Annotated in this window: 13 protein-coding genes; 5 read left to right on the top strand and 8 right to left on the bottom strand. The window is 71.3% G+C overall.

Annotation, left to right across the window (positions count from 1 at the left end; all coding sequences use genetic code 11):
* Positions 1 to 23: 23 nt before the first annotated feature.
* Together LUU90_RS18610 and LUU90_RS18605 are read right to left on the bottom strand one after the other, a co-directional pair.
* A complete protein-coding gene (locus LUU90_RS18610; protein ID WP_275005207.1) occupies positions 24 to 2273 on the bottom strand; it encodes a hypothetical protein in 2250 nt (749 codons plus the stop codon).
* A complete protein-coding gene (locus LUU90_RS18605) occupies positions 2270 to 5104 on the bottom strand; it encodes an MMPL family transporter (RefSeq protein ID WP_275005204.1) in 2835 nt (944 codons plus the stop codon). The genes LUU90_RS18610 and LUU90_RS18605 overlap by 4 nt, the downstream gene beginning before the upstream one ends.
* A gap of 125 nt (positions 5105 to 5229) precedes the next feature.
* Here LUU90_RS18605 and LUU90_RS18600 point away from each other — a divergent pair, with 125 nt between their 5' ends.
* Entirely contained in the window at positions 5230 to 5925 is a 696-nt protein-coding gene (locus LUU90_RS18600; protein WP_275005203.1) for a TetR/AcrR family transcriptional regulator, read from the top strand.
* 15 nt (positions 5926 to 5940) lie between these two features.
* On the opposite strand, the gene LUU90_RS18595 is transcribed toward LUU90_RS18600, so the two are convergent.
* Positions 5941 to 6909, bottom strand: coding sequence for a glycoside hydrolase family 6 protein (locus LUU90_RS18595; RefSeq protein ID WP_275005201.1), 969 nt, complete (start codon positions 6907 to 6909; stop codon positions 5941 to 5943).
* A gap of 214 nt (positions 6910 to 7123) precedes the next feature.
* A complete protein-coding gene (gene pgm, locus LUU90_RS18590) occupies positions 7124 to 8818 on the bottom strand; it encodes a phosphoglucomutase (alpha-D-glucose-1,6-bisphosphate-dependent) (protein WP_275005199.1) in 1695 nt (564 codons plus the stop codon).
* A 74-nt stretch (positions 8819 to 8892) separates the two neighbouring features.
* Here pgm and LUU90_RS18585 point away from each other — a divergent pair, with 74 nt between their 5' ends.
* On the top strand, positions 8893 to 9228 hold the full coding sequence (locus LUU90_RS18585; protein WP_275005197.1) for a rhodanese-like domain-containing protein: 336 nt from the start codon (positions 8893 to 8895) through the stop codon (positions 9226 to 9228).
* Between the two features lie 42 nt (positions 9229 to 9270).
* Here the strand turns inward: LUU90_RS18585 and LUU90_RS18580 are convergent, their stop codons facing one another.
* Both LUU90_RS18580 and LUU90_RS18575 read right to left on the bottom strand, forming a co-directional pair.
* The gene (locus LUU90_RS18580) at positions 9271 to 10971 is read right to left on the bottom strand and encodes a glycoside hydrolase family 10 protein (protein WP_275005196.1); all 1701 of its coding nucleotides are present in this window, start codon (positions 10969 to 10971) and stop codon (positions 9271 to 9273) included.
* A gap of 194 nt (positions 10972 to 11165) precedes the next feature.
* Entirely contained in the window at positions 11166 to 11486 is a 321-nt protein-coding gene (locus tag LUU90_RS18575; RefSeq protein ID WP_275005194.1) for a GNAT family N-acetyltransferase, read from the bottom strand.
* A 100-nt stretch (positions 11487 to 11586) separates the two neighbouring features.
* On the opposite strand from LUU90_RS18575, the gene LUU90_RS18570 reads away from it, so the two are divergent.
* The 3 genes from LUU90_RS18570 (at position 11587) to LUU90_RS18560 (ending at position 14939) form a co-directional block, all read left to right on the top strand.
* Positions 11587 to 12870, top strand: a complete 1284-nt coding sequence (locus LUU90_RS18570; RefSeq protein WP_275005193.1) for an MFS transporter — start codon at positions 11587 to 11589, stop codon at positions 12868 to 12870.
* Between the two features lie 44 nt (positions 12871 to 12914).
* A complete protein-coding gene (locus LUU90_RS18565) occupies positions 12915 to 13376 on the top strand; it encodes an NfeD family protein (RefSeq protein ID WP_275005192.1) in 462 nt (153 codons plus the stop codon).
* A gap of 90 nt (positions 13377 to 13466) precedes the next feature.
* Positions 13467 to 14939: a flotillin family protein gene (locus tag LUU90_RS18560; protein WP_275005190.1), complete on the top strand. Its 1473-nt coding sequence runs from the start codon at positions 13467 to 13469 to the stop codon at positions 14937 to 14939.
* Positions 14940 to 15035: 96 nt separating this feature from the next.
* On the opposite strand, the gene LUU90_RS18555 is transcribed toward LUU90_RS18560, so the two are convergent.
* Positions 15036 to 16346, bottom strand: a complete 1311-nt coding sequence (locus LUU90_RS18555; protein WP_275005189.1) for an MFS transporter — start codon at positions 16344 to 16346, stop codon at positions 15036 to 15038.
* Positions 16347 to 16626: 280 nt separating this feature from the next.
* A partial coding sequence (locus tag LUU90_RS18550; RefSeq protein WP_275005188.1) for a hypothetical protein occupies positions 16627 to 17175 on the bottom strand: 549 nt, incomplete at its 5' end.

Below are 17175 nucleotides of genomic sequence, written 5' to 3'. Positions count from 1 at the left end.
CTACCTCGGCCCGGTGGCCGGCGTCATGCCGCCCGGAGCAGCTCCCCGACTCGGACCGTGCGCCGCCGCGCCACCATGGCCGTCGTCACGGCGAGCCCGGCGAGGCCCCACAGGGTCGTCGCCGCGATCGCCATCCCGACGCCGCCCACGCCGGACTCGATCAGCCCCACGAGGCCGTCGAGAGCCGGGCCGACCGGCAGGAACGCCGCCAGCCCTTCGAGCACGCCGGGCACCGTGGAGACCACACCGGTCGCGATGACGAGCACCGCCACCAGCAGGCTGATCCCGCGGCCGACGTGACCGAGCGCTGCCGCCAGCGCCTGGTTCACCGCGACGAAGGCGACCGAGACCAGTGCGCCGAAGCCCATGGTCGCCGCCCATCCGCCGAGATCGAGGTCCTCGATACCGGCCAGGACGGCGCCGGTCGCGAGGCCGGTGGCCAGGCCGACCACCGCCGGGACGGCGAAGGTCTCGAGCGTGAGCCGGAGCGCGCCGCGCGTCGACCCGCGAGCGTGCAGCGGGACCGGCGAGAACACGATCATCAGCGCGAGCGCACCGAGCCAGAGCGCCAGGACCGCGAACATCGGACCTGTCGCACCGGTGTCGAGGTCGGTGACCTCGCGGTCGGTGGCAACCGGGTCGGCGACCACCGAAGCGAGCGACTTGCGCTCCTGCTCCGTGTACGAGGGGATCTCCTCGGTGGCCTGCCCGAGACCCTCGGAGAGGTCGGTCGCGCCGCCGGCCAGCTCGCCGACGCCGTCGGCCAGGCCGTCCACGCCTGTCGCGAGCTGGGTGGTGCCGGTCTCCAGCTCACCGACCCCGTTGGCGAGCTCCGTAGCACCGGAGGCGAGACCGCCGGCACCGCCGGAGAGCTCCCGGGCGCCGGCGGACAGCTCGCTCACGCCAACTGCTGCCTGGTCGGCACCGGTCTGCAGCTGCGACAGACCGCCTGAGAGCTGGTCCGCGCCAGCAGCGAGTTCCGAGGCGCCCCCGGAGACCTGCTCCGCGCCACCAGCGAGCTGGTTCGCGCCCTCGGCGAGGCCGCCGATACCGGCGGTCAGCTCGTAGAGCCCGGTCGGCTTGGCGCCTCCCTGCCCCGCAAGGCCGGTCATGCCGTCGGCGACCTGCGCCGCGCCAGCACTCAGCTCCTTGAGTTCCGGCAGCTGGGCGCAGAACTGAGCGTAGAAGGGCGCCGAGACCGGGTTCGCGCATGCCTGCTCGATGCCGCTCACCAGGTCGCCAACCCCGCCCGACACATCCGTCGCTCCCACGGCCAGCTGGGAAGCAGCCTCCGCCGGACCAGGCACGCCCCCGGCGCCCTGGAGCTTCGCCGAGGTCTCCGCGAGCCCGCCTGCCAGGTTCTTCGCGCCGGTCGCGACGCCCTCTGTGCCGGTCGCGAGCTGCTCCGCGCCGGTGGCCAGGTCCGCGGCGCCCGCGGCGGACTGCCCGGCACCATCGGCCAGCCGGCTCACGCCCGCAGCTGCCTGGTCCGCGCCGGCGGCCCACTGGTCCGCGCCGGACGCCCACTGGCCGGCACCGCCGGCGAGGCTCGTCACACCGTCGCCGACGCCCGCCACGCCGGCCGAGGTCTGCTGTGCACCGTCGGCCAGCTCCTTGGCGCCCTTGCCCGCCTCGGTGGCTCCGTCGGCGAGCTGGTCCGCGCCGTCGGCGGCCTTGCCCAGCTCCTCCGAGAGCGTGGAGAAGCCGACGAGGACGTTGTCCACGTAGGTCTCGGTCAGGGTGCTGCCGAGCACGCCGGTAGCGGTCTGCGCCACCACCTGCGCGAGGGCGTCGTCGAGCACGCGGCCGTTGGCCGGTGTGGCGACGTCGATGGTGGCCTGCCGCGCCTTCGCCGGGTCGTCGCCGCCGAAGGAGGTCGCCGCTGCGGAGAAGCCCTCGGGAATGGTGACGACGGCGGCGTACGTACCGTCGGCGAGGCCGTCGGCCGCGCCCTCCTCGTCGGTGATCTGCCAGTCGTAGCTCGCGTCGGACGCGGGCACCGCCGCGGCCTCGCCCGCCTCGGCGTCCGCCGTCTCACCGCCGCTCACCAGGCCCGCGGCGAGCTGCCGGCCGAGCGGCACCGTCTGGCCGTCGACCTCGACCGGTTCGTCGAGGTTCACGATCGCCGCCTTGACGGTGTCGAGCCGCTCCTGCGGGTTCCACAGGGCCGAGATCAGCAGCCCCAGGATCATCAGGGGAAGCAGCGCCACGGCCACGGCGCGCCACGGGTTGCGGAAGGGCTCGGGCCGGAGCCATCTCGTCGCGGTGCTCATGCCCGCACCTCCTGCTCGGTCACGTCTGTCTGCTGGTCACGTGCTGTACTGCGGGGGTCGCGGGCGCCCGGGGTGACGTCCAGCACCGGGGCGCCGGACGGCACCAGGTCCGTCGCCGCGAAGCCCGTGGAGCCGAGCAGCACCGCGATGCCCGCACGCTGTGCGCCGGCCACCGCCTGGGCCAGCTCGGCCCGGCCTGCGAGGTCGCCCACCGTCTCGGTGGCGTCCACGACGAGCACCGCCGGCTTGTCGCGCAGCGCCCGGCGGACCGCCTCCGCGGGGTGGCCGCCCTCGGCGGCCGAGTCGACGACCGCCACCCTGTGCCGCACGGACGACGCACGTTCGGGCAGCACGAGCCCGGCGGTCTTCGCCACGCCACCCGTCATGTCGAGCCGGCCGGCTACGGCGAGCAGGAAGGCACTCACCGGAGCCGTCGCGTCACCGTGCACGAGCAGCGTGCCGCCGTCGGGCACCCGGACGCTCACCGGGCCGACGATCCTGCCGGACCGGCCGCTCACCTCCAGGTCCCCGGTGGCCACCGCGTCGGTGGCGCCCGGCTCGGGCCAGTCCGTGAGCGACAGCTCACGGGCCAAACCCTCACCCTCGACGTCGAACGACGGCAGCGCCCGGTCGAGCCACTTCGGCATGTACCAGGCCTTCTCACCGAGCAGTGCGAGCACAGCCGGGACGAAGACCATGCGCACCACGAAGGCGTCCACGGCCACACCCACGGCGAGGCCGAGGGCGATCGGTTTGAGGTTCATGTCGCCGTGCGGCACGAACGCCACGAAGACCGCGATCATGATCACCGCCGCGGCGGTGACCACCTTGGCCGAGCCCTGGAACCCTGTCGTGATCGCGTGCCTGGCACTGCCACCGTGGACGTAGTCCTCCCGCATACGGGACACGAGGAACACCTCGTAGTCCATCGCGAGGCCGAACAGGATGCCCATGAGGACGATCGGCATGAAGCTGATGACCGGCCCTGTGCGGGTCACGTTGAGCGCCTCGGCGAGCACGCCGTGCTCGAACACGAGCGAGACCACGCCGAACGCGGCACCGACGGAGAACAGGTAGCCGATGGTCGCCTTGATCGGCACGGCGATCGAGCGGAACACCATCGTGAGCAGGATCAGCGACAGACCGACCACGACGAGGGCGAACGGCAGCAGCGCGTTGCCGAGCTTGTCGGACACGTCGATACCGACCGCTGTGAAGCCCGTGACGGAGAGGTCCACGCCGTACTCGTCCAGGAAGTGGTCGTGCTGCGCGCGGATCTCACGCACCAGGTCCTCGGTCTGGGCGGACGTGGGACCGCCCTCGGGAACGACCTGGATGATGCCGGTGTCCGCGGAGGGGTTGGGCGTCGCGAGGGGTACGTCGGCGACACCCGGCAGGTCCTCGATCTCCGCACCGATCTCGTTCATGAGCGCCACCGGGTCGGTGCTCGTCACGATCGACCCGGTCACGATCAGCGGGCCGTTGAAGCCGTCGCCGAAGTGCTCCGAGACGAGGTCGTACGTGACGCGAGCCGGGTCGTCCTCCTCCATCACACCCGCGTCCGGGAGGGCGAGGCGCAGGTCCAGCGCCGGGAAGCTGAGCGCGCCCATGGCGGCGATGACGAGCACGAGGGTCAGCGCCGGGATCTTGGTCACGGCCCGGACCCAGCCGGTGAAGAACCGGTTCGGCTTCGGCTCGGTCGAGGCCACGGCGGGTACCCGCGTGCGGGTCACCTCCGGATCGGCGGCGGCAACTGCCTCGGCGGCCTTGGCCTCCTTGGCCGCGGCTCTCCGGACGCGGCGCGACGGCTTGGGCCGCAGCCGCTCGCCCGCGAAGCCGAGCAGTGCGGGCAGCAGCGTCAGCGACACCAGCACGGTGACACCCACCGTCACCGCCGCCGCCACACCCATGATGGTGAGGAACGGGATGCCCGCCACGCCGAGCCCGACGAGCGCGATCATCACGGTGAGGCCCGCGAACACGACGGCGGAACCCGCCGTCGCGGTGGCCCGGGCGATCGACTCGTCCACGGCGAGCCCGGTGCCGAGCTGCTCCCGGTGCCGCGACACGATGAACAGCGCGTAATCGATACCGACCGCCAGGCCCAGCATCACCGCCAGCATCGGCGTGGTCGAGTTGACCGGTCCGAGGGCGGTCGCGGCGAACAGCAGCCCCATGGACGCACCGACGCCGAGCAGGGCGTTGATCAGCGGCAGGCCGGCGGCCACGAGCGAGCCGAGCGTCAGGACCAGCACCACGAGCGCGACCAGGAGGCCGATGCCCTCGGTGAGCGTCATCTCGGGGAACTTGGAGGAGAAGAGCTGACCGCCCAGTTGCGCCTCGGCACCCTCGGGCAGAGCCTGCGCCAGCGCGTCGGCCTCGACGCCCAGCGCGTCCTTGGTCTCTTCGGTGATGGAACCCTGGTCGCCGTCGAGCTGGATCGTGAGGAGCGTGGCGCGCTCGTCGTCGGACGTCGAGGCGGGCATCTGCTCGTCGAACGGCGATGTGACCGCGACGACCTGCGAGACGTCGTTGATCGCCTCGACGCCGTCGGTGATGGCGGAGCGCATGGGCTCGTCCTTGATGGACTCCCCCTCGGGCGCGACCACTATCACCTGTGCGGATGCGCCGCTGACCTGCGGGAACGTCGAGGCCAGGCGGTCAAGGGCCTCCTGGGACTCGGTGCCGGGGATGGATACCTGGTTGTCGAGACCCTGTTGGAGCAGACCGGCGGCACCGCCCACGAGGACGAGAACCACCACCCAGAGGGCCACCACGAGGCGGCGGGCACGGACGGCCCAGCGGCCGAGCGAGTAGAGAACGGAGGACACGCACACTCCTGGACGAGGCGGGGTACGGCGAGAGACCTACGATGCACCACTGTATCCGATACACGGATGCATCCGATACAAAGATGTATTGATAGACTGGCCACTCGATACCCCGAGGAGCTTCCGTGACTGCTGAGCACACCCCCGACGTCGGCTCCGGGTCGTCCGTCGAGCGTGCGTTCGCCACGGCCCTGACCCCCCGACGTGAACGAACCCGCGAGCGCCTGCTCGACGCCGCCTTCACCGTCTTCGCGCACCACGGCATCCGCGGCGCGTCGATCGAGGCCGTCTGCGAGGCCGCCGGTTTCACCCGCGGTGCCTTCTACTCGAACTTCAGCAGCAAGGAGGAGCTGTTCCTCGCGCTCGCCGAGCGGGCCATGCGCCATCAGCTCGCCTCGCTGGAATCCATCCGCAAGGATCTGGAGCCCGGCATCGTCCAGGGCGGCTGCGTGGATCACGACGCGATCCGCAGCATCCTCGCGGTCGTGGTGACCGACCCGGGGGACGCCCGGCAGTGGGCCCTGATGCGTGCGGAGCTGGAGCTGCTCGCGATGCGGGACCCGGCCGTCGGCCGTCCGTTCCTTGCCCAGGAGGAGATGCTGCGCACCGAGGTGGGTGCCGCGATCGACCGAATCCTCAGTGACCTCGGCCTGCGGTTCACGGTCGACCAGCGCACGGCGGTCGATCTGCTGCTCAGCGTCTACGAGTCGTCCGCCCGAAGCGCCGTCGTCGCGAACCCCACGGCAGAGGACGGCGATGCCGCACCCGACACCGCCGTCCTGAGCCGGCTGGTCAACCTCCTGGTGTCGACCGCCGACTGATCCTGCACCCGCTCGTCACCAGTGCGCGTTCGCGGCGAGCTCCAGCGCGATCTCCTGCCACCACTGGCCGGCTGCGGGGCCACCGTTGCATGCGCCGTCCGACTCGCCCGGCAGCTTGACCCACAGGAGCGCGTCGAGCGACGTCGCGTCGTCGACGAGCCGCGGCTGCTCCCCCAGGGCACGACCGCGCGGGTTGCACCACTCCCCGTTGGAGCCGTTGCCGTTGCGCGACGTGTCGATCACGTACGGGCGTCCACCGACCTGCGCGGACACCTGCTCGGCGTACGCCTGGGTGTCGGCCGTCGTCTGATAGTTCGACGTGTTGAGCGCGAACCCGACGGCATCCGTGAAGCCGATCAGCTCCAGTCGCCGCGCAGCCTCGCCCGCGCTCAGCCACCCCGAGTGTCCCGCGTCGATGTAGACCCGGGCGCCCGCGGCGGTCAGTGACTCGGCCGCGTACCGCAGGTAGCCGACGCGGTCGCCCTGCCCGTCGCAGTCGCCGAGCTGGGCCAGCGCGTCGGGCTCGAGGATGACTATCGGGCTGCCCTCGATGCCCTCCGCCACCGTGTCCACCCACCGCGCGTACTCGCTCTCGGGCACCCCGCCCCCGGAGTGGTTGCCGCAGTCGCGGCCCGGGATGGCGTACACCGTGAGGATCCCGGTCTGTCCGGCGGCCGCGGCACGGCCCGTGTAGTCCGCCACCTCCGCACGGGAGTGGTCCGCGTCCGCCCAGTTGCCGACCCAGTACGACTGCGGGGTCAGGGCGATCTTCGCCAGCAGGTCCTTGTCCGTGCCGCTCGCCGCCTCCCAGGCGGCATAGGCCTGGGTGCCGGGGTCCACGTAGAGGTCCGACACCGCGGGTGCGGCCTCCAGGCTGGTCACGCCGGCAGCAGCGCTCTGGGATACCGCGACGGTGCCGGTGGTCACGAGGGCGAGGGCTGCGGCCAGGGCCGCCGTTCGGGTACGACGTCGTACGCGAGGCATGGCGCTCTCCGTTCAGTCGGGCTCACCCCGGCCGGACCGGTCGAGGTGTATCCCGTGACGCTAGGAAGGACGCCGCCGCCGCGGGAACCCCGCGAATCGTTTAGGCAGATCGCCGGTCGAGCCTGTCGAGAAGGTCTCGACAGGCTCGACCAGCGGAAGGCGGGCCTGACCAGCGGACAGCCGGGCCCCGACCGGGGGGCCGATCAGCGAGCGTTCAGGCGAGCGCCTCGTCGACCAGTGCCTTCGCGGCCTCCTGCACCTCGGTGAGATGCTCGGCGGACACGAACGACTCCGCGTAGATCTTGTACACGTCCTCGGTGCCGCTCGGGCGCGCCGCGAACCACGCGTCCGCCGTCGTCACCTTGAGGCCACCGACCTTCGCGCCGTTGCCGGGCGCCTCGGTGAGCTTCGCGGTGATGTCCTGTCCGGCGAGCGTCGTCGAGGTGACGTCCGACGGGGAGAGCGCGCCGAGCCGAGCCTTCTGCTCTCGCGTGGCGGCGGCGTCGACCCGGGCGTACCAGCTCTCGCCGTACCGCTCGACCTGCGCGGCGTGGTGCGCCGACGGCGACGTGCCGGTGGTCGCGAGGATCTCCGAGGCCAGGAGTGCGAGCAGGATGCCGTCCTTGTCGGTGGACCAGACGCGGCCGTCCTTGCGCAGGAACGAAGCGCCGGCGGACTCCTCGCCACCGAACCCGACCTCGCCCGAGAGCAGGCCCGGGACGAACCACTTGAAGCCGACCGGCACCTCCAGGAGACGGCGGTTCAGGTCACCGGCCACCCTGTCGATGAGCGCCGACGACACGAGGGTCTTGCCGATCGCCGCGCCGCTGGGCCAGCTCGGGCGGGCCCCGCCGTAGAGGTACTCGATGGCGACCGCGAGGAAGTGGTTCGGGTTCATGAGCCCGTCGGCGGTGACGATGCCGTGCCGGTCGGAGTCGGCGTCGTTCCCCGTGGCGATGTCAAAGGGTGCCCCACCGACCGGGTCCGCACCGCTCGTCATCCGCTCCACCAGCGACGCCATCGCATAGGGCGAGCTGCAGTCCATCCGGATCTTGCCGTCCCAGTCGAGCGTCATGAACGCCCAGCGGGGGTCGACCTGCGGGTTCACGACGGTGAGGTCCAGGTCGTACCGGTCGGCGATCTCACCCCAGTACTCGACCGACGCCCCGCCGAGGGGGTCCGCACCGATCCGGACACCGGAGGTGCGGATCGCTTCCAGGTCCAGCACGTTGACGAGGTCGTCGACATAGGTCGACAGGAAGTCGTGCCGGTGCGTCGTGTCCGAGGCCAGCGCGGCGTCCAGCTGCACCCGCTGCACGTGCCCGGCGCCCGTGCGCAGGATCTCGTTGGCCCGGTCCGCGATCCACCCCGTCGCGTCGGAGTCGGCGGGGCCACCGTGCGGCGGGTTGTACTTGAACCCGCCGTCCCGGGGCGGGTTGTGCGACGGCGTCACCACGATCCCGTCCGCCAGTCCCGCGCCCGGGGCGCCTCGGCCGGGCGTCCCCTCGACGAACCGCGTCTGGTTGTGCAGCAGGATCGACTGGCTGACGGCGGGGGTCGGCGTCCACGAGTCCCGCGCGTCGATCATGACGTCGACGCCGGCGGCGGCGAGCACCTCCAACGCCGTCTGCCAGGCCGGACGGGACAGCGCGTGCGTGTCCCGCCCGATGAAGAGCGGTCCGTCGGTGCCCTGGCTCCGCCGGTACTCCACGATCGCGGCGGTGATCGCGACGATGTGCGCCTCGTTGAAGGCGTGGTCCAGGCTCGACCCGCGGTGGCCCGAGGTGCCGAACGCAACCTGCTGTCCAGGGTCCTCCGGGTCTGGGGAGAGGTCGTAGTAGGCGCCCACCACCTGGTCGACGTCGATGAGGTCGCTGGGCTGGGCGGGAGTTCCGGCACGCGCATCCATGCAACCGATACTGCCAGGTACCGGGCGGCTCCGTCTCCGCCGGAGCGGCCGCACCGCCGTCGTAGGCTGAAGACATGTTCCCGCAGATGCTGCCCGAGATTCCGTCGGTCCACCCCAGCGAGCTCGACCCGGCCTCCCCGGTGCCCGCCGGGTCCGTCCTGCTGGACGTGCGCGAGCAGGACGAGTGGGACGCCGGCCACGCTCCGGGCGCCGTGCACATCCCGCTGAGCGACCTGCCCGCGCGGTACGGCGAGCTGGACGCCGACTCACCGGTCCTGGTCATCTGCCACTCCGGCGGCCGCTCGGCGCGCGCCACGCAGTGGCTCAACGACGCGGTCGGCTTCGAGGCGACCAACGTCGACGGCGGCATCATCGCCTGGCAGGGCGCCGGGCTGCCCGTCGAGCGCTGAGGACGCGCTCACCGGGCGACGCCCGGGAGCGCTAGCCGCTCGCTACCTGCTCGAGCGTGGCTGGCTCGGGTCGGTCTCGTTCCAGACCCGGTCCAGCGCGGTGACGGCGTAGGTGTAGGCGGTACCGGGCCGGGCCGAGGTGTCGAGCCAGGACTGGACGCGTCCGCCCGCCGAGCGGAACGTCCCCACGAGGTTCGCCGGGTCGTTCGTGTCGACGGAGTCCACGGACCCGGCCACGCGGTACACCGCGAACGACGTCGCCCTGGCCGCCTTGGTACCGATGTCCGCCACGTGGATCCGGATGCCGTCGCGCACCGCGCGCACGTTCGCAAGGACCGGCGTGACCACGGGTTCGGCCGGCAGGTGCGGCATGGGCGGCACCAGCGCCGGGTACCGGTAGTGGTCCTCGACGACCTTCGACATCCCGCCCTGCGGGTCGGCGGGCACATGCTTGGCCGAGTAGTAGACGTTGCCGTGGATCGGCCCGACGTCGCGGCTGACCTCCCGGCACAGGTCGAGATGGTTGGTGAGCTCGTCGGGGTCGGTGAAGACCCCGCTCGTCATCTTGTACAGGGCCTCGCCGATGTACAGCTGCGTGCCGGACTGCGCCGCGACCTCGGCCCACCACGGGACGAGGGCTGCGTAGTCGGCGACCGCCAGCCCGATCTGCCAGTAGATCTGCGGGTTGACGTAGTCGAGCCAGCCCTCCAGCACCCACTTGCGGGTATCGGCGAACTGGTCGTCGTACGACTGGGAGCCACCGGTGTCCGAACCCAGCGGGTCGGTGGTCGAGTTCCGCCAGATGCCGAACGGGCTGATGCCGAACTTCACCCAGGGCTTGGCTGCCTTGATCCGGCCGCTCATCGTCTCGACGAAGCGGTCGACGTTGTCGCGGCGCCAGTCCTCGATCGTGTCGAAGCTCGCGCCGTACCGCTCGTAGGTCGCGGCGTCGGGCAGCGTCTGACCGGCCACCGGGTACGGATAGAAGTAGTCGTCGAAGTGGACGCCGTCGATGTCGTAGTTCTCGACGGCGTGCAGGATCGCCTGCTGGATGTGCTCCTGCGCCTCGGGGACGCCCGGGTCGAAGTAGAGCCGGCCGCCGTAGGCCCACACCCAGTCCGGGTGCTGCCGTGCGGGATGGTCCGGGACGAGCTGCGCCGGGTCCGCCTGCATCGACACGCGGTACGGGTTGAACCAGGCGTGCAGCTCGATGTTGCGCTTGTGCGCTTCCTCGACCATGAACGCGAGCGGGTCGTAGCCCGGGTGCTGCCCCTGCGTACCCGTCAGGTACTGGGACCACGGTTCGTACGGGCTCTCGTAGAAGGCGTCGGCGGTGGGTCGCACCTGCACGAACACGGCGTTCAGCCGGTTCTCCTCCGCGACGTCGAGCCAGTGCAGGAACTCGGCCTGCTGGGCCTCGGCGTCGAGGCCGCTCGTGGAGGGCCAGTCGATGTTGACGACGGAGGCGATCCACATGGCCCGCAGCTCACGTTTCAGGCCGAGGCCCGACGACGGTTCCGGCGTGGCGTTCCCCGTCATCGCCGGAGCACCGAGCGCCGTGGCCGGGTCGAGCGCCGCGATGGTGACGCTGATCGCGGCCGCCGCGGTACCCGCCGCCGCCATCGTGAGGAACTCCCTGCGCCCCAGCCCCGACCTGAGCCCTGAGAGCTGTGCCGGCGGGAGCGACGTGGTGCGCGCGTAGGCGGGCAGGGGTGTCGCCTCATGGCTGGCGGGGTGCCTCACGTACGTGACCTCCGGTGCTGGCTGCTGGGGGTTGGTGCCGTGGTGCTCTGTGTTCTGGTTTTGCTACGTTGGCCGGCGTCGGTCGGCACACTGAGGTGACGAACAATGCCACCGGACGACGCCGTGGGGAAACTCTCGCACATGTCGCTTCGGATGTGAAGTTTGCAGCGTGTTCGAAAGTGTGAAACTTAGTTTCACACCTCCGGAGCGGCCTCCGAGGCGTCCCGCAGCAGGTCGTCGTACTCGGGCGCGTGCTTCTTCACGTAGGAGCGGATGTAGGGACACAGCGCCACGACCTTGCCACCGGCCTCGCGCACCATGCCGAGCGCGGCCTTCGCGAGCTGCCCCGCCAGGCCCTTGCCCTCGTACTCCTCGAACACCTCGGTGTGCACGAAGACGACCGCCCCGCTGTCGATCTCGTAGGCGGCGAAGCCGGCGAGCGTCCCGTCGACGCTCACCTCGAAACGGGACTGGTCGGGGTTGTCAGCAACGGTCACCTGCGGTTCGTCGGTCATAGGGCAATCGTGTGCCCTCGGGGGCGCCGGATGCCAGCCCGTCTCGTCGGCCGGTGGAACCCTGGGGACTCGTGTCAGTGGTCGGTGGGACACTCGCTCCGTGCCAGAGACCGCCGCTTCGCCCCGCTCCAACCCCTACGCGGCAGTGCTCCGCACCCCCGGGGCACTCAGGTTCTCCACGGCGGGCGCGCTCGCCCGCCTGCCCATGTCGATGGTCGGGATCGGCGCCGTGCTCATGGTGCAGGGCCTCTACGACAGCTACGCCATGGCGGGGCGGGTCGCGGCCGTCCTCGGGCTGGCACAGGCGCTCCTCGCCCCGCAGATCGGCCGCTGGGTCGACCGGCACGGACAGAGGAGGGTGCTGCTGCCGGCCCTCGTCGTGTCGGTGACCGGCCTCGGCGGCCTCGTCACCGCCGCGGTCCTCGGCGCACCCGAGTGGGTGCTGTGGCCGTTCGCCGTGCTCGCCGGCGGCAGCCAGGGCTCCTACGGCGCGATGGTCCGGGCACGGTGGAACCATGCGCTCGACGACTCTCGCCGCCTGCACACCGCGTACTCGCTGGAGTCCTCGATCGACGAGCTGGTCTACATCGTGGGCCCGGTGCTCGCCACGACTCTCGCCACGGCGGTCGCAGCGCCGTCGGCCCTGGTGCTCGCCGGGGTGGCGGCCATGGTGGGCGGTCTGCTGTTCCTGGTGCAGCGCGCCACGGAGCCGCCCGTCGTGGCGCCCGACGCCGGGGTGCGGCACCGGCCGGTCTTCCTCACCCCTGGCATGCCGGTGATGGTGCTCGTGTTCATGGCGATGGGCGTGATCTTCGGCTCCATGGAGGTGGTCACCGTGGCGTTCGCGGAGGAGCTGGGCAGCAAGGGCATGTCGGGTGTCGTGCTGGCGGTGTTCGCGCTCGGCTCGATGGTCGCAGGGCTCGCCTACGGGGCGCGGCACTTCACCAGCCCGGCGTACCGCCGGTTCGTGATCGGGATGGCGGCGCTCGGCCCGGGCGTGTCCCTGTTCCTGCTGGCACAGTCGCTCTGGGTACTGGCGGCGGTGATGTTCGTCGCCGGGCTCGCCATCGCGCCCACCGTCATCACCGGCAACGGGCTCGTGCAGGACATGGTCGGCAGGCATCAGCTCACCGAGGCCCTGACGTGGGTGGGCACCTCGATCGGCATCGGCGCCTCGCTCGGCGCCGCGTTCGCCGGGGCACGCGTGGACGACGCCGGGGCGGCCGCGGGCTTCCTCGTCACCGTCGGTGCCGGCTGGTTCGCCACCCTGCTGACGCTCGCCGCGAGCCGCACGCTCCGCCGGCAGTCGGCTGCGCGACGCGAGCGCCGACGAACGGGAAGCGTTTCACCCCGGTCAACGCCCGGATCGCAAGAGTCCCCCTGATACGTTGCATCCGACTTTTCCGAATCTTCACGAACGGACCCGGGATGCTCGTCTTCATCATCATCGGTCTTCTCGGGCTCGCGCTCGCTGTCGCCTCGCTGCTGCTCGGGGACTTCCTCGAGCTGGCCGACGGCGCCCTCTCGGGCACCTCGCTGGGCGCCGGCGGCATGCTGTTCGGCGCGACCGGAATGGTGGTCCTCTCGTCCGGCCTCGAGCCATGGGTCGCTTACCCGGCCGGCCTGGTGGTCGGCATCCTGGTGATCGTCCTGGTCAACGTGCTGCTCAAGCGCCTGCGCGCTGGTGACGACGACACACCCGTGTCCCTCGTGGGCATCCAGGGTTCCGTCACGTCGGACGTCGACCGCGGCCACGGTGAGGTCTCCCTCGACGCCGCCACCGAGCTCGAGACCCGGCTCGCCTTCTCCGACGAGCCCATCGAACAGGGCACGCGGATCGTCGTCGTCGAGCAGCACGGCGCGCGCGTCAAGGTCGAGCCGGTGCGCTGAGCCAGCGCTCCACCGTCCCCCATCCCCGAACAACCACATATCTGGCCGGGACCGCCTGCGGGCCTGGCCGTCGCATCCCCAGGAGCCGACATGGAACTGACCGGTCAACTAGTGGGCATCATCGCCGTCGTGGCGGGTGTGCTCGCGATCTTCCTCGTCCTCGCGTTCATCGCGAGCCGCATCCGGCGTGTGCCACCGAACGAGGCCCTGATCATCGTGGGCCGCGGCGCGGGGAAGTCCGAGGCTCAGATGGCGAGCCAGCGCGTCGTCGTCGGCGGCCGCGCCTTCGTGTGGCCGGTGCTGCAGCAGGGCTTCGCGATCTCCCTCGAGCAGCGGCAGATCGGCATCACCGTCGAGGGTGTCGACAAGAACCGCATCAAGATCGCGATCAAGGCCTCGATCAACTTCAAGGTCCGGGGTGACGAGGAGGGCGTCCGACGCGCCGCCCAGCGCTTCCTCTCCCAGCAGCACCTGCTGACCGAGATCATCAAGGAGTCCCTCGAGGGATCCCTGCGGTCGATCGTCGGCGACATGACGATCGAGCAGATCATCTCGGACCGCAAGGGCCTGTCGGACCGCGTGGTGCAGTCCACCAAGACCGACCTCTCCGAGCAGGGCCTCCAGGTCGACCTCCTGAACATCTCCGACATCTCGACGCCTGGATCGGACTACCTCGCGAACCTCGGTCGCGCCGAGGCCGCGAACGCGCGTCAGCTCGCCGAGGTCTCCGAGGCGGAGGCCAACCGCGCCGCGGAGTTCGCCGTGATCGAGGCCGCGGAGCAGATCGCCGTGCGGCAGAAGGCACTGGACCTCAAGAAGGCCACCATCAAGGCCGAGACCGACAGGGCGAACGCCGAGGCCGACGCCGCCGGCCAGCTCGCTCGTGCCGAGCAGGACCGCCTCGTGGCCCAGCAGGAGCGCGAGGCCATGGCCGAGAAGGCGCGCGTCGAGCAGGAGCGTCTCGACATCGAGGTCCGCAAGCCCGCCGAGGCCAACGCCTACGCGGAGGTCCAGAGCGCCAACGCCCGTCGTGACGCCGAGAACGCGGCCACCGAGGCCGAGGCGTACAAGCGCACGACCATCGCCCAGGCGAACAAGACCGCGGCGCTGCAGGACGCCGAGGCGTCCGCCGAGTCGGTGCGCCGCGCCGGTGAGGCCGAGCGCGACCGGCAGGTCGCCCTGGCCGCCGGTGTCGAGGCCGAGGGCCGGGCACGAGCCATCGCCGTCGAGGCCGCGGGTCTCGCCGAAGCCACCGCCATCGACGCCAAGGCCGAGGCGCTGCGCAAGTACGGCGAGGCGGCGCTCGTGCAGGAGCTCATCGAGCGCCTGCCCGAGATCGTCCGTGCCGCGGCCGAGCCGATCGGCTCGATCCAGGGCATGACCGTCATCTCCACCGACGGCGCCTCCGCGATCACCAAGAACGTCGCGTCGGTGCTCGGCGAGGGGCAGGGCGTCATCAAGCAGCTCACCGGTGTGGACATCAACCAGCTCATCTCGAGCCTGGCGGTCCCGGTCAACGGGGGCGCTGCCTCGGGCTCGTCGGACGCCGCCGCGAAGAACTGACCCACCCGCTTACCAAACCACCTGGCTGAGTGCTGGGTATTTGTGGAATCGAACGCCTCAATCCCACAAATACCCAGCACTCAACGCGTGTGGGGGTCAGGGTTCCGGGTGGCGGGCGTCGTAGCGCCAGAAGCGTGGCGTCAGGCGCACGATCAGCCAGAGCAGCACCAGGCACGTGAGGCCGCCGATGACGGCCGCCCAGCCCTCGCCGAACCAGGTCGCCTCGACGCCGAGGACCATCTCACCGAGGCGGGGCCCTCCGGCCACCACCACGATGAACACGCCCTGCAGCCGCCCGCGCATGTGGTCGGGGGTCGCGGTCTGCAGGATGCTCTGCCGGAACACCGACGAGACGCTGTCCGAACCACCGGCGAGCGCCAGCGCGATCCCGGCGACGACCACCGCCCAGACGATCGGCCCGTCCGGCGAACCTCGGCCCACGAGCACGAGGACGAACCCGAAGGCAGCGATCGACACGGCCCACGCGGTGATCGCCCAGACGATCACCTGCCCCTGCTTGCGGATGCGCGTCAGCCCGCCCGAGAACACGCCGGCGAGAATGCCGCCGACGGCGAAGGCCGCGGCGAGCACACCGGTGGTCGTCTCGCCGCCGCCGAGGTAGATGACGCCGGCAGCCGGCCACAGCACGCGCGGGAAGGACAGGACCATGGCGCAGATGTCGACGAGGAACGTGGTGCGCACGTTGGGCTGGGTCGCGAGATAACGCAGACCGTCCAGGACCGACCGCAGGCCGACGCCGCCGACGCGGCTCCTGCCGTTCCGCGGGCCGTCGTCGGCCTCCGTGCCCTCCGGCAGCACGGGCGGCAGCCGGAACACCGCCCAGAGCGCCGCGAGGAACAGCACCATGTCGAGGGTGTACGCCCAGGAGTACCCGAGCTGGGCGACCAGCAGCGCGCCGATCAGCGGTCCGCCGGTCAGCGCGACGTTCCAGGAGAGCGTCATCAGCGCGTTCGCCGCCGGCATGAGCTCCTTCGGGAGCAGCCGCGGGATGATGGCCGACCGCGCCGGGTTGTTGATGGCGAAGGCGGCGCTCTGCACGGCGACCAGCCCGTACAGCAGTTGCACGGACTCCAGCTCGAACCACGCCTGCGCGGCGATGCCGGCCACGACCACCCACAGCACGAGCGACGACACGAGCGACACCTTGCGCCGGTCGTAGTGGTCCACGAGCGCCCCGCCGTACAGGCCGAGCGCCACGAGCGGAACCAGCGAGAAGAGGCCCAGCAGGCCGACCGCCAGCGTGGACCCGGTCAGGGCGTAGATCTGCAGGCCCACCGCGACGATGGTCACCTGGGTGCCGATGTTCGAGACCGAGAGCCCGAACCAGAGACGCCGGTAGTCGGGCGACACCCTCAACGGCGTGGTGTCGACAAGCAGATGGCGCATGGTTTCCGATAGTAGGCCTCGCTCGCGCCCGGTCGGCCCGCCTGTGACGTGCACCTCGTGCACATGACAGAGCGGGCGCTCAGGACACCCCCCGATGTCCTGAGCTCCCGCTCTGTACTGTCCTGGTCCGCGGGCCGGGGCGCCCCCCAGCGGCGCCCCGACCCTTCGAACCTGCCGACCCGGGTGTTGGTCGACCCTCGGTCATGAGTCACCTTGATGGCTCATGAACAAGGACCGCACCCGGATCGTTGTCAACCGGCAGAGCGTGGTCGAGCCACGCTCACCGGCGACGCGTGCGGAGCGCTGCGATCCCCAACCCCAGAAGGAGTGAGATCAGCGAAAGCTGCCCCGTGATCATGTGGCCCGTCTCGGCGAGGCCGGCTTCGGGCACCACGACTGGTGCCGTCTCCGCCTCCGCCTCGGGCTCGGGAGGTGTGGCGCGCAGCCCCTCGCTCAGGCCTTCCGACAGGGGGATCCCGTCGTAGGCCGTCGGCACGCTGCCGCCCTTGTCACCCCAGCTGAGATCGACGCCCGCGCCGGGAACGTCCCGGTCGGCGGCCGGCCCGGCCGAAGGTGTGTCGTCGTTCTCGTGGCCGGGGGCCGCGGTCGGCACGACGTCCGCGATACCGCCGACCACGAGTCCTGCGGCGACGGCGCCGGGGACCGTGAAGCCACCGGACACCTCATCGGGGTGATCCTGGGCGTCCCGTTCCCGGTCGCCGGTGCCGCCGGCGCCAGGCTGGTCGGCGCCAGGCTTGTCAGTGCCAGGACCGCCCTCGTGGCCGCCACCGGTCCCGGGCTCCTCGGTCCCTGGCCTGCCCGTTCCCGG

Source organism: Promicromonospora iranensis, assembly GCF_028994775.1.
GTDB lineage: Bacteria > Actinomycetota > Actinomycetes > Actinomycetales > Cellulomonadaceae > Promicromonospora > Promicromonospora iranensis_A.
Note: the sequence above shows the minus strand (reverse complement) of the source record. Positions and strands in the feature narration are given on the sequence as shown.

Bases quoted from the DNA above. Each gene is read 5' to 3' on its own strand.
- LUU90_RS18610 (WP_275005207.1), bottom strand. From the start codon at position 2,273: ATGAGCACCGCGACGAGATGGCTCCGGCCCGAGCCCTTCCGCAACCCG.
- LUU90_RS18595 (WP_275005201.1), bottom strand. From the start codon at position 6,909: ATGCCTCGCGTACGACGTCGTACCCGAACGGCGGCCCTGGCCGCAGCC.
- pgm (WP_275005199.1), bottom strand. From the start codon at position 8,818: ATGGATGCGCGTGCCGGAACTCCCGCCCAGCCCAGCGACCTCATCGAC.
- LUU90_RS18585 (WP_275005197.1), top strand. From the start codon at position 8,893: ATGTTCCCGCAGATGCTGCCCGAGATTCCGTCGGTCCACCCCAGCGAG.
- LUU90_RS18575 (WP_275005194.1), bottom strand. From the start codon at position 11,486: ATGACCGACGAACCGCAGGTGACCGTTGCTGACAACCCCGACCAGTCC.
- LUU90_RS18565 (WP_275005192.1), top strand. From the start codon at position 12,915: ATGCTCGTCTTCATCATCATCGGTCTTCTCGGGCTCGCGCTCGCTGTC.
- LUU90_RS18560 (WP_275005190.1), top strand. From the start codon at position 13,467: ATGGAACTGACCGGTCAACTAGTGGGCATCATCGCCGTCGTGGCGGGT.
- LUU90_RS18555 (WP_275005189.1), bottom strand. From the start codon at position 16,346: ATGCGCCATCTGCTTGTCGACACCACGCCGTTGAGGGTGTCGCCCGAC.